This is a genomic window from Bacillus sp. FSL W8-0183, from assembly GCF_038006825.1.
In the GTDB taxonomy this organism is placed as follows: Bacteria; Bacillota; Bacilli; order Bacillales; family Bacillaceae; genus Bacillus; species Bacillus altitudinis.
Genome location: NZ_JBBOVY010000001.1, coordinates 2,391,172 through 2,403,867, shown reverse-complemented (window position 1 = coordinate 2,403,867; position 12,696 = coordinate 2,391,172). Strand labels below are relative to the sequence as shown.

The 12,696-nt window shown below is 41.3% G+C and carries 13 protein-coding genes; 10 read left to right on the top strand and 3 right to left on the bottom strand.

Annotated elements, in window-relative coordinates:
* The first annotated feature begins 2 nt into the window (after window positions 1-2).
* The gene (locus NSQ64_RS12745) at window positions 3-1,124 is read left to right on the top strand and encodes a tripeptidase T (RefSeq protein ID WP_035390776.1); all 1,122 of its coding nucleotides are present in this window, start codon (window positions 3-5) and stop codon (window positions 1,122-1,124) included.
* 14 nt (window positions 1,125-1,138) lie between these two features.
* Window positions 1,139-1,603, top strand: coding sequence for a chemotaxis protein CheW (locus tag NSQ64_RS12740; RefSeq protein WP_008342245.1), 465 nt, complete (start codon window positions 1,139-1,141; stop codon window positions 1,601-1,603).
* A 126-nt stretch (window positions 1,604-1,729) separates the two neighbouring features.
* Here the strand turns inward: NSQ64_RS12740 and NSQ64_RS12735 are convergent, their stop codons facing one another.
* Window positions 1,730-2,548, bottom strand: a complete 819-nt coding sequence (locus tag NSQ64_RS12735; RefSeq protein ID WP_024718902.1) for a membrane protein insertase YidC — start codon at window positions 2,546-2,548, stop codon at window positions 1,730-1,732.
* Between the two features lie 25 nt (window positions 2,549-2,573).
* Window positions 2,574-2,855 (bottom strand): hypothetical protein, encoded by a 282-nt coding sequence (locus tag NSQ64_RS12730; protein WP_341016817.1) that lies wholly within the window; start codon window positions 2,853-2,855, stop codon window positions 2,574-2,576.
* A gap of 120 nt (window positions 2,856-2,975) precedes the next feature.
* On the opposite strand from NSQ64_RS12730, the gene NSQ64_RS12725 reads away from it, so the two are divergent.
* The 4 genes from NSQ64_RS12725 (at window position 2,976) to NSQ64_RS12710 (ending at window position 7,640) form a co-directional block, all read left to right on the top strand.
* Window positions 2,976-4,232, top strand: coding sequence for a DNA polymerase IV (locus tag NSQ64_RS12725; RefSeq protein ID WP_007501120.1), 1,257 nt, complete (start codon window positions 2,976-2,978; stop codon window positions 4,230-4,232).
* A 98-nt stretch (window positions 4,233-4,330) separates the two neighbouring features.
* Entirely contained in the window at window positions 4,331-5,740 is a 1,410-nt protein-coding gene (gene gndA, locus NSQ64_RS12720) for an NADP-dependent phosphogluconate dehydrogenase (RefSeq protein WP_099496597.1), read from the top strand.
* 255 nt (window positions 5,741-5,995) lie between these two features.
* Window positions 5,996-6,841, top strand: a complete 846-nt coding sequence (locus tag NSQ64_RS12715; protein WP_201297802.1) for a GRP family sugar transporter — start codon at window positions 5,996-5,998, stop codon at window positions 6,839-6,841.
* A gap of 13 nt (window positions 6,842-6,854) precedes the next feature.
* Window positions 6,855-7,640, top strand: a complete 786-nt coding sequence (locus NSQ64_RS12710) for an SDR family oxidoreductase (protein ID WP_041091776.1) — start codon at window positions 6,855-6,857, stop codon at window positions 7,638-7,640.
* Between the two features lie 125 nt (window positions 7,641-7,765).
* On the opposite strand, the gene NSQ64_RS12705 is transcribed toward NSQ64_RS12710, so the two are convergent.
* On the bottom strand, window positions 7,766-8,755 hold the full coding sequence (locus tag NSQ64_RS12705) for a hypothetical protein (protein ID WP_341016812.1): 990 nt from the start codon (window positions 8,753-8,755) through the stop codon (window positions 7,766-7,768).
* A gap of 424 nt (window positions 8,756-9,179) precedes the next feature.
* Between NSQ64_RS12705 and NSQ64_RS12700 the strand changes: the two genes are divergently transcribed.
* From NSQ64_RS12700 to NSQ64_RS12685, 4 genes are read left to right on the top strand one after another with little or no spacing between them, the layout of a single operon-like run.
* Complete coding sequence (locus NSQ64_RS12700; RefSeq protein WP_008342261.1) at window positions 9,180-9,491, top strand: PTS sugar transporter subunit IIB; 312 nt, start codon at window positions 9,180-9,182, stop codon at window positions 9,489-9,491.
* 3 nt (window positions 9,492-9,494) lie between these two features.
* A complete protein-coding gene (locus NSQ64_RS12695) occupies window positions 9,495-9,827 on the top strand; it encodes a PTS lactose/cellobiose transporter subunit IIA (protein WP_017357943.1) in 333 nt (110 codons plus the stop codon).
* Between the two features lie 25 nt (window positions 9,828-9,852).
* Entirely contained in the window at window positions 9,853-11,199 is a 1,347-nt protein-coding gene (gene celB, locus NSQ64_RS12690; RefSeq protein WP_039165893.1) for a PTS cellobiose transporter subunit IIC, read from the top strand.
* A complete protein-coding gene (locus NSQ64_RS12685; protein ID WP_039165890.1) occupies window positions 11,183-12,589 on the top strand; it encodes a glycoside hydrolase family 1 protein in 1,407 nt (468 codons plus the stop codon). Before celB ends, NSQ64_RS12685 begins: the two co-directional genes overlap by 17 nt.
* The last annotated feature ends 107 nt before the right edge of the window (window positions 12,590-12,696 follow it).

Below are 12,696 nucleotides of genomic sequence, written 5' to 3'. Positions count from 1 at the left end.
TCATGATCAATGAGAAACGCTTATTAGACGAATTTTTAGAACTTGTTCAAATCGATTCAGAAACGAAACATGAAGAAAAAATTGTTGAAGTCCTAAAAGAGAAATTTACTGGTTTAGGGCTTAATGTAGTTGAAGATGATTCAAAAGAGACAACCGGCCATGGAGCAGGCAATCTTATTTGCACACTTGAAGGGAATCAAGAGGCAGATACGATTTATTTTACTTCTCATATGGATACAGTTGTACCAGGTAATGGTGTTAAGCCAGTCATTGAAGACGGCTATGTCAAGACAGATGGCACAACCATTCTTGGTGCTGACGATAAAACAGGGCTTGCCGCGATGTTTGAAGCAATCCGTGTCCTAAAAGAGAAAAATGTACCGCATGGCAAGATTGAATTTGTCATTACAGCTGGTGAAGAATCAGGACTTGTAGGAGCAAAAGCGTTAGATCCGAAACTGATGACAGCAAAATATGGTTATGCCCTTGATTCAGATGGCAAGGTCGGCACCATTATCGTGGCTGCGCCAACACAGGCGAAAGTACGTGCAACCATTTACGGAAAAACAGCTCACGCAGGCGTGGCACCTGAAAAAGGCGTCTCTGCGATTACGATTGCATCAAAAGCGATCGCGAGCATGCCGCTTGGCCGTATTGATGAAGAAACAACGGCGAATATCGGCCGCTTTGAAGGCGGAACACAAACGAATATTGTCTGTGATCAAGTGGATATTTTGGCAGAGGCACGTTCTTTAGAACCGGCAAAAATGGAAGCGCAAGTAGCGAAAATGAAAGAAGCCTTTGAAAAAACCGCTAAAGAAATGGGCGGAAGTGCCGATGTACAAATTGACATCATGTATCCAGGCTTTAAATTCTCACACGGCGATCAAGTCGTTGAAGTGGCGAAAAAAGCGGCTGCGAAAATTGGCCGTCCTTCAGAACTACAGACAAGCGGGGGAGGCAGTGATGCAAACGTCATTGCTGGAAACGGCATCCCGACCGTCAACCTAGCTGTTGGATATGAAGATATTCATACGAAAAATGAGAAAATGCCGATTGAAGAATTAGTCAAGACAGCTGAAATGGTTCTCGCCATTATCGAAGAAACGACAAATCCATCGTAAAGGCAGGAGACTCTGTGAGCACGCAAAAGATCATTATTTTCCAAGTGGGACAAGAGGATTTTGGTATCAGCGTAGAACATATACGCTCAATTGAGAAGGTCCCTTATTTACAAGAAGTATCGAACCTTCCAAAAGAGATTAAAGGACTCATGTCGTTAAGAGGAGAGGTCATTCCAGTCAGTGACACAGGTGTCATGCTGCACGGAAAACCTCTGGATGTAACCGAACAGTCTAAGGTTCTACTATTTGAATTAAACGATCAAATGATTGGCTGCCTTGTTTCTGATGCAAAAGATATCATAGATATCGAGCTAAGTGAGATCAAGCCATTTCATATGAACACAAAAGCATCTGAATATTTCTTCGGCGTCGTTGAGAGAGAGAACAAGATGATTTTACAAGTGGACCCTAATAAGTTTCTAGGGAAAATTGAGGATCTTGATCAATTGCCTGAGCGATTGAAAGAGGAATTAGCATAAACAAAGGCCCCTTATCCATGGATAAGGGGTCATTTTGCGTGCCGGAGCTCACGCATCTTTTATTTGTTGCGCTCTACAGAAGACAAATAAAGCCTCCTTACCATGTTCGGGTAAGGGGGCAATCATTTATTCAGCTGCTGGGTTAATTGAATCGTTTGCCGCAGCTTTTGTTTTTGATTTTTGGTACATCACATTTAATATAATCGTTTGAATGGTGAGTAAAAGTCCGCTTGTCATCCAATATAAAGGAAGAGCAGCGGGAGCATTAATTGATAGAAACAGCATCATGACTGGGAAAATCATGCCCATGATTTTTGCTTGTTTCAGTGCAGCTTCTGTTTGGGTGCCTGATTGCTTTGCGAATTTTTGTGTGACATAAAATTGCAAGAAATACATGGCCCCTGCAAAGATCGCCACCAAAAGATCAGTTTGTCCTAAGTTAAACCATAAGAACGAATGTGTTGCGATCTCAGGTGTTGAGCGGATTGCCGAGTAAAAGCCAAGAACAATTGGGATTTGAATCAGCATCGGCAGACAGCCCATTGCCAGCGGGTTCACATTGTTGTCTTTATATACTTTCATCATTTCCATTTGCAGTTCTTTTTGTTTTTCAGGTTCTTTTGTTTTTTTCAATTTGCTTTGTATTTGGTCAATCTGAGGCTTAACGAGTGCCATTTTCTCTTGCATCACTCTCTGCTTTTTAAATTGGTTTGCAAAAAGCGGGAAAATAAGCAGCCGGACAATCAATGTTACGAACATAATAGATAAACCGTAGTCATCATGGAAAAAGTTCGCAAGCCAGATAATCAACTCAGAAAAAGGCTGAACAAAATAATGATGGAAAAACCCATCAGAGCTTGTATTTGTTTGCGCACTTGCAGCAAATGCAGGTGACGCTACCATCATAAAAAATAAAGTCGTACAAATTGTCAATAAACGTTTCAATTCGTTTCCTCCTCAATAATAAAATCTAATAAGAGAGAGGAAGCGAATGGTCTTCATCATCATTTGATGATCTTTTCATTCGAATGACTTTACTAATCCAAGTTGTAATGCGATCATATATGATAAACAGAAAGTCTGTTCGATTCAAACAAGATGCATCCAACTCTTCTAAACGATGTCCTCCGAGGTGCTCGTTCATTCGGCAGTCTTTTAATAAGAAAGCAATACCGATGGCGGTCAGCGCTGGAAGAATAATCGTAAAGAATTCAACAAGGAAAAAGACTTCATTGAATATATCAATAATCATGATTATCACATCCATTTCATTACTCACAGTGTACTATACACCATATGAAATGTCTAATGGAACAAACAGGTGAAATTACGGTGAAGTGAAGGAAAGTAGATCACCTAAGGAGGCAAGCAAATGGCTGATTCTCAAAAGAAGGGGCGAATCATTTTTCATATTGATATGAATAGTTTTTATGCATCGGTAGAAATGGCGTATGATCCTTCTTTGAGAGGGAAACCTTTAGCCATTAGCGGAAATGCAAAAGAGCGCAAAGGGATTGTTGTGACCTGCAGCTACGAGGCAAGAGCACTCGGGGTGAAGCCGCCGATGCCACTCTGGGAAGCGAAGCGGCTATGTCCGGGACTGATTGTGCGTACACCCAACTTCGACCGGTACCGCAGCTCCTCACAAGAAATGTTTACCATACTAAGAGAATATAGTGACTTAGTTGAACCCGTTTCAATTGACGAAGGCTATATTGATTTAACCGATACACCTTATGCTGAGCATGCCGTGAAAACCGCTCATGATATTCAAACGAGGCTCGTAGAAGAGCTCATGCTTCCTTCGAGTATTGGCATTGCACCAAATAAATTTCTAGCGAAGATGGCGTCTAATTGGAAAAAGCCAATGGGCATTACCATTTTGCGTAAACGAGATGTCCCGACAATGCTCTGGCCGCTCCCTGCAGGTGACATGCATGGGGTTGGACAGAAAACGGCAGATAAGCTGAAAACCATCGGAATTCATACAATTGAAGATTTAGCGAAAGCGAATGAATATGCGCTGAAAGAGTTATTAGGCATCAATGGACCGAGGTTAAAGCAAAAGGCAAACGGAGAGCATGACGGCATTGTCGATCCAGAAAGAATATACGAATTTAAATCTGTCGGCAATTCTTCCACTCTTCCTCACGATTCTGATGATACAGATGAACTCGTCTCATTAATAGAGAAACTGTCGCAATCGGTGAGTGCCAGATTACGAAGAAAAGAAGTGATGGCAAACCGGCTGCTCATTATGATTCGGTATGCAAGCTGGAAAAATATCACACGGAGCGTCACACTCACGAATCCTACTGATCGAAAGGAAGATCTATTTGAGGCGGCAAAGCAGCTATTCCTAAAGCATTGGAATGACCAGCCAGTAAGACTTTTAGGCGTGACGGGGACCGATCTTGTGGAACGAAAATCAGCCGTCAAGCAGCTTGATTTATTCTCTTATACAGAAGATGCAAAAGACGAACCGCTCCAATCTCTTTTAGACGGACTGAAAGAAAAATACGGTAAACCACTCATTCAAAGAGGAGTGACCATTAAGGAAAAAGAGAGCAAAACAAGTGGTACAAGTTTTAATAAAGACTTTTTTCAGGACGAAAGAGGAAATGACTAGCCTGAAAACTTGATAAAAGAGGTGATGTTGTGGTAATTTCAAAGGGTACATCATTTCAGCAGTAATCAATATAGTGTGTTAGAAGGGACGTCAGAATTATGTCAAAACAACAAATCGGTGTCGTTGGACTAGCCGTTATGGGGAAAAACCTTGCCCTAAATATTGAAAGCCGCGGTTTCTCCGTGTCCGTTTATAACAGATCTAGCAGCAAAACAGAAGAGTTTCTTCAAGAATCACAAGGGAAAAACGTTGTAGGCACATACAGCATTGAAGAATTTGTTCAATCGCTTGAAACGCCGCGTAAAATTCTTTTAATGGTAAAAGCAGGCGCAGCAACAGATGCAACCATTCAATCATTACTTCCTCACCTAGAGAAAGGTGACATTTTAATTGATGGTGGAAATACATATTACAAGGATACACAAAGACGTAACCAAGAGCTTGCGGAAAGTGGTATTCACTTCATTGGTACAGGTGTTTCTGGCGGTGAAGAAGGCGCACTTAAAGGTCCTTCTATCATGCCTGGCGGTCAAAAAGAAGCGCACGAGCTAGTGAAACCAATTTTAGAAGCCATCTCTGCGAAAGTAGATGGTGAGCCTTGTACAACGTATATCGGTCCAGATGGAGCAGGACATTATGTCAAAATGGTTCATAACGGTATCGAGTACGGAGATATGCAATTGATCTCTGAATCATACTTTATCTTGAAGCATGTCGCTGGTTTATCAGCAGATGAGCTTCATGAAGTATTCTCAGAGTGGAATAAAGGCGAACTTGACAGCTACTTAATCGAAATCACAGCTGACATTTTCACAAAAGTGGATGAGGAAACGAACCAGCCGCTAGTAGATGTCATCTTAGATAAAGCTGGCCAAAAAGGAACTGGAAAATGGACAAGCCAAAGCTCACTTGATTTAGGTGTCCCGCTTCCAATCATTACGGAGTCTGTTTTCGCTCGTTTTATTTCTGCGATGAAAGATGAGCGTGTGGAAGCAAGTCAATTAATTCAAGGGCCTGAGCCAACTCAATCAGCTGAAGATAAACAAGCATTAATCGAAGCTGTTAGAAAAGCTCTCTTCATGAGTAAAATCTGCTCATATGCACAAGGTTTTGCGCAAATGAAAGCAGCGTCTGATGAGTATAACTGGGATTTGAAATACGGTGAAATTGCGATGATCTTCCGTGGTGGATGTATCATTCGTGCAGCCTTCCTGCAGCAAATCAAAGAAGCATATGACCGTAACCCTGAATTGAAAAACCTATTGCTTGATCCTTACTTCAAGGATATCGTAGAAAGCTATCAATCATCACTTCGTAAAGTGATTTCACTTGCAGTAGAACAAGGTGTTCCTGTTCCTTCATTCTCAAGTGCACTAGCTTACTTTGATAGCTATCGTACAGCTGTCCTTCCAGCTAACTTAATTCAAGCACAGCGTGACTACTTCGGCGCACATACGTATGAGCGCACAGATAAAGAAGGCGTCTTCCATACTGAATGGATGAAATAAGTATAAAACCTCAAAGACCTTACCTTTGGTAAGGTCTTAGATTGTTGACAAAGGGCTAAAATGAACTTGATTTTAGCCCTTTGTCTTCTTTTTAGCGTGATAGAAAACCTTTGCAGGACTGACACCGAATGCGAGGGTTTGTCTACACGCTGTGACCTTACCTTTGGTAAGGTCTTTTTTGTGTTTATATCTATTCGGCTAAAAATCCGAAAAAGAGGGATGCTAAGTAAAAAAGAACAGAAAGTAGGGATAGAAGTGGGCATTTTATATGCACTTCTCCCAGCGATATTTTGGGGAAGTATTGTTCTCATCAGTGTCAAACTTGGCGGGAATGCCTATCAGCAAACACTCGGCATTACCCTCGGCGCTTTTTTGTTTTCAATCGGCGCCTATTTGATCAAAATGCCGGAACTGACACCGCTTATTTTTGCGGTTTCCGTTATCTCTGGGATCTTTTGGAGTATTGGGCAAATGAATCAGCTTTCAAGTGTCGCCTTTCTAGGGGTGTCAAAGGCTGTTCCTTTATCAACGGGTATGCAGCTTGTGAGCACGACATTATTTGGTGTCATCGTTTTCAAAGAATGGCAAACCATGACGGTCATACTTATTGGTTCTTGTGCCATTTTATTTATTATTGCTGGCGTTGTCATGACATCCCTCGGTCAAAGAAAGAGTGGCGGGAACGAAGGCGGCAATTTTAAAAAGGGAATCATCATTTTGCTCATCTCAACCGTAGGCTACGTCGGATATGTCGTCATTTTAAGATGGTTTCATATAGATGGCTGGTCTGCGCTCGTTCCGCAATCTGTCGGCATGCTGCTTTCATCGTTAGCGATTAGTCTAAAGCAAGACCCGTTTAGCAAATATACGTTCAGAAATATCATTGCTGGTCTTGTGTGGTCGACAGGAAATCTAGGACTTCTTTTGGCGATTCCACTCATTGGCGTAGCAGTAAGTTTTTCCATGTCTCAAACAGGAATTGTCATCTCGACTTTAGGCGGTATTTATTTATTAAAAGAGAAAGCATCAAAAACAAGCTTTGTCATTGCAGGCTGCTTGATGATTATCGCAGGCGGTGTGCTACTAGGTTTTACAAAATAGGAGGTTTAAGCGAATGTATCCAGATTTGGAAGGAAAAACAGTTCTCATCACAGGAGCAGGTACAGGGATAGGTCAGGCGATGGCACGCCGGTTTGGACAAGAAAAAGCCAATGTAGTGATCAATTATTTCTCAGATAAAGAAAACCCGGACGACACGATTGCTGAGATTCAAAAAAGTGGCGGACAGGCTGTCAAAATTCAAGGGGATGTTTCAAAAGAAGAGGATATGAAGGCGATGATTGATCAAGCTGTCAATACATATGGCAGTCTTGATGTCATGATCAATAATGCAGGAATTGAAAATGAAGTTCCTTCAACTGAAATGACGCTAGATAACTGGAACAAAGTGATGTCCACCAATTTAACAGGTATGTTTTTAGGATGCCGTGATGCATTAAAGTATATGACAGAACACGGGATCGAGGGGTCGATTATTAATATGTCGTCGGTCCATCAGCAAATTCCGTGGCCTCATTTTGTCCATTATGCAGCAAGTAAAGGAGGCGCCAAGCTTTTGACGGAAACGCTGGCACTAGAATATGCCCCTAAAAAAATTCGCGTAAACAGCATTGCACCAGGCGCAATTGATACCCCGATCAATGCCGAAAAATTTGATGATCCAGCATTGAAAAAGGGCGTCATTGAGCTGATACCGATTGGTTATATCGGAAAACCGGAAGAAGTGGCAGCATGTGCTGTCTGGCTTGCATCAAAAGAGGCGAGCTATGTGACAGGGTTGACGTTATATGTAGACGGCGGTATGACCAAGTACCCTGGATTCCAAGCAGGAAAAGGATAATCGTGATGATCACGGGCTGGGCCCAGAGGACAACACAACATCAAATTATGATCTAGTATGTGCATGTGAAGACTAGTGAAAAGCGTGTGTATAAACATTCACACGCTTTTATCCGTTTATACGCCTTATTCAAATATGGCTTCTTTGTTCTTCACGATGATGCCTACTTTCGTTTTGACACGAGGAACGCCATCTTTTTGAAGATAATCATATAAAATAGGTTCTATTTCATTTATATCTGTACGAAGTATTTTAGGAGATAACTCCTCGATAAATGGATCGTTTTTAACTGCTAGACAGTTCGCCATTGTATCGAGTGCAATTAAACTGAAAGGTCTTCCTTTGTTTAGCCATGATTTCATTCTGAGCCATGTTGGAAAGCATGCTGATGCCAACCTGCCCCAACTGTCGTTAAAAGAGGAGCAATGAGACTCCATCCAATCAAGTATGTGATGTGAACGGAAACGAAATAGGCTGGAGAGAGCCGTCATTGGCAATTCCTTTTCACTTACACATTTCAATTGATCAAAAATACGTCTCATTCCTTCCTCGGCTGGTAAACTACTGGCTGCTGCCCAAGAAAGCGGATGAAAAAATTTATCGGCATCATTCTCCCAAAGCTCTCTTACCCAATCCGAAGCTGTAGTACCTAAAACATCAGCTGCGATCTCCAGCATTCTTGATTTAACTTCATGATTTTCCGTTCCATAAAATCTAGATTTTACAGACATCAAAATTTTTTGTGTATCGTGTTTTTTCAGGGCATTGATGACATCGTATTGAAGAAACCATCTTGTGATTGAGAAATCTAATAAAGACTCCAAATCGTGTTGAAGCGCTTGTAATGTGGGTATTTTCTCTTCTGCTGTGACCAATACATCTTCTTCTGGCTGACAAGCCTCTCCGTCTTCTTCATAAAAATCATCGTGCAATAAAAATTTCTTTGGAGAGTGGATGATCGCTAAGTGATACCATTCAATTGGACGTAAAGAATAGGTTAAGAGCCGCCTGTGACAATCATTGCATAAACGATAAGGCTGAGCTGGTTCATCAGAAGTTTTTACAACATCAATCTCATTTCTTTTACAGGCTTCACACAAATGAGTGACTGCCATGATATCGACTCCCTTTGATTGCAAAGATATGAATAGATTCGAAAAGTAGCAGCAAAAGACGTTTACCTATCTATCAAATTGAGTGGGAATAGAATCTGTTTCCATCTCGGGGCAGTTACTTCTCATGATTTATGGGTTTTTGAATGAGCTAAGTCATTAGCACTTATTTTAACAAAGTTCTCAAAGACTGTCTTCTGAAGAAGAAGCTACTTTATGGTTCATTCGGAGAGTATTTTTTAAAAGAAAAGGGGTCTCGTTCATATCTGGATGAGATCTCTTTCGTTCTGAAAGCTTGTTATGAAAAATGATACGGTCATTTATAAAATAAAATACATACATATAAAATTAAATGTCTAGACATTTAAAAATAAAAATATATAATATTAACTGGAAGCGCTTTTATTACAACAATGGGGTGAGAGAAATGAAACGTATTTTATTAGCATGCAGTTCAGGTATGTCTACGAGTTTACTAGTCACAAAGATGAAGGCACATGCTGAGTCTATAGGGGAGGAAGCAGAGATTTGGGCAGTCGGACAAGACCAAGCGAGAAAAGAAATGGCACATGCCGATGTTGTATTAATTGGACCGCAAATGAGCTTTTTAAAAGGGGATCTTCAAAAAGAAGCTCAAAAATATGGGATTGAAGTAGAGGTCATCGATATGCAGGCGTATGGGCTAGCAGATGGACAAAAAGCGTATGAACAAGCGGTTTCATTGATGGGGGAATCTTAAAGGATGGAAAAGAAAACGCTCGAAGGACTCACGGAAGAACAAATCAGTTTTCAATTGATCTTACACAGCGGAAATGCACGAAGCAAATTGCTTCAATCTCTTAAACAATTTAGAGAAGGTCATGAAACAGTAGCATCTGACCTTCTCAAAGAAGCGGAAGATGACTTGCGGAATGCACATGATATCCATTTTCAGATGGTACAGCAAGAGGCAAGCGGAGAAACGATTTCATTCTCCTTGCTGCTCATGCATGCCGAAGATCATTTCATGTCAACGATGACAATAAAAGAGCTTGTGGGAGAGCTCTTACCGATATTGCAATCACTGAAACAATAAAGGGTGTAAACAAGGGGGGAAACCAATGTTTGATAAAATAAGTGCGATTTTGGTTCCGATTGCTGGGAGATTGAACAACAATCGCTATCTAGGGGTATTAAGGGATGCCTTTATGCTTGCGTTCCCATTAACAATTTTTGGTTCCATCATGGTCGTATTAATGAATTTGCCATTTTTAGATAAGATCATGAGTCAAACAGCACTGGAAGGTGTTCAGTCTGCACTGAATATTGCACCTAGTGCGACCATCAGCATTATGAGTGTGTTTGTTGTATTTGGGATTGGCTACTATTTATCGAAAAGCTATGATGTGGAAGCTGTCTTTGGCGGTGTGATCGCTTTAGCCTCTTTCCTGCTCCTTACGCCATTTTTACTAGAACAAGAGGGCGGTGCATCCATTGCAGGCGTCATCCCAGTCGATCGTTTAGGCGCAAAGGGAATGTTCCTTGGAATGATCACAGGCTTTTTGTCAGCTGAAATTTATCGCTATTTTGTCCAAAAGAAATTTGTCATCAATATGCCGCAAGGGGTTCCGCCAGCTGTTTCTAAGTCTTTTGCTGCACTTATCCCGGCTACTTTGACACTTACAACCTTTTTACTGATCAATATCATCATTACACAAGGGTTCAAAACCAACATGCATGACTTGATTTACAATGCGATTCAGGCGCCGCTTGTCGGACTTGGGAGCGGTATCATTCCGACCTTGATCGCTATTTTCTTTATACAAATTCTTTGGTTCTTTGGGCTCCACGGCCAAATTATTATCAACTCTGTCATGGACCCGATTTGGAATACATTGTCCATTCAAAATCTAGAAAGCTACACAAAAACAGGTGAGGTTCCGAACATCATCAGCAAGCAGTTTATCGAAATCTATACAGTGGGTATGGGTGGAACCGGTATGACGCTAGCTGTTGTGTTTACGATTTTAATTTTTCTTAAAAGTAAGCAATTGAAACAAGTAGCAAAGCTCGGCTTAGGACCAGGTTTATTTAACGTCAATGAACCCATTATCTTCGGTTTACCGATTGTGATGAACCCGCTTATTCTCATTCCATGGATTTTGGCGCCAATGGTGATTACTTGTATTTCTTATTTTGCGATGGCCGCAGGTATTGTGCCGCCTCCGACAGGCGTGAATATTCCTTGGACAGTCCCGATCTTTATTAGCGGAGTCATGGCAACAAATTCATTAGCGGGCGGTCTGCTTCAGCTGTTTAATTTAATGATTGTGTTTGTCATTTGGTTCCCGTTCCTAAAATTTATTGATCGTATGAATGTGAAAAATGAAAAAATAGTCCCGACAGAAAAAACGAAACAAACAAACATCAAAGGTGAAGGAGACTCAATACATGTCGATGGAAACTAACAGTCAATCATATACATTTCCAGAAGGTTTCTGGTGGGGATCTTCTGCCTCTGCTACGCAAACAGAAGGCAGTTATCCAGGAGATGGAAAGGGACCGAACATTTGGGATCACTGGTTTGAAAAAGAGCCGAATCGTTTTTTTCAGGGCGTCGGTCCAGGTGTAACCTCGCAATTTTATCGTAAATACAAAGAGGATATCCGCCTCATGAAGGAGATTGGGCACAACTCGTTTCGTCTATCTATTTCATGGTCACGCCTTTTACCTGAGGGAAAAGGGGCTGTTAATGAAGAAGCTGTAGCTTTTTACAATGATGTGATCAATGAACTGATAGCGAGTGACATTGAACCGTTTGTGAACTTGTATCATTTTGATATGCCAATGGCGTTGCAGGAGACGGGAGGATGGGTAAACAGGCAGGTTGTAGACGATTATGTCAGCTATGCGACATTGTGTTTTCAGCTATTTGGCGACCGGGTGAAAAAATGGTTTACCCATAATGAGCCGATTGTCCCTGTAGAGGGTGGATATATGTATAGCTTCCATTATCCAAACGAAGTTGATTTCCAAAAGGCAGTGCAAGTTGGATTTCATGAGATTTTATCAAATGCTAAGGCCATTGCGGCTTATAAAGAGATGAAGCAGGATGGGAAAATAGGCATTATCCTGAACCTTACTCCTTCGTATCCACGAAGCCAGAATCCGCGGGATGTCGAAGCAGCTGAGATGGCTGACGCCTTCTTTAACCGGTCCTTCCTAGATCCAGCAGTGAAAGGACATTTCCCTGAGAAGCTAGTGGACGTGTTAAAGAAAGAAGGATTGATGCCGGCTATGGAGGAAGGAGACCTTGAACTCATTCAAGAGAACACGATCGACCTTCTCGGCATCAACTATTATCAGCCAAGAAGAGTGAAAGCAAAGGAACATATGCCTCACCCTGATGCACCATTTATGCCAGATCATTATTTCGATTCTTTTGAAATGCCTGGCAGAAAAATGAATGTGTACCGCGGCTGGGAAATCTATGAAAAGGGTATTTACGATATATTGAAAAAAGTCCAGACAGACTATGGGAATATTGAATGCTTTATTTCTGAAAATGGAATGGGTGTTGAAGGAGAAGAGCGGTTTCAGGATGAAGAAGGAATGATTCATGACGATTACCGCATTGATTTTATTTCTGAGCATCTTAAATGGGTGCATCAAGCCATTCAAGAAGGAAGTCATGTAAAAGGCTATCATCTGTGGACGTTTATGGATAATTGGTCATGGTCGAATGCCTATAAAAATCGCTATGGATTTGTCTCAGTGGACCTTGAGGAAGACGGGAAACGTACCATCAAAAAAAGTGGCTACTGGTTTCAATCGGTTTCAGAGAATAATGGTTTCTAATCAAGATACTTGCTCTTTCCTTGAAAAGGGCAAGTATTTTTCTTATGTAAAGATGAAAGGGTTGAAATGAAAGTGGCGAACCTTTTAAGCGCACTAGGCTTAGTGTA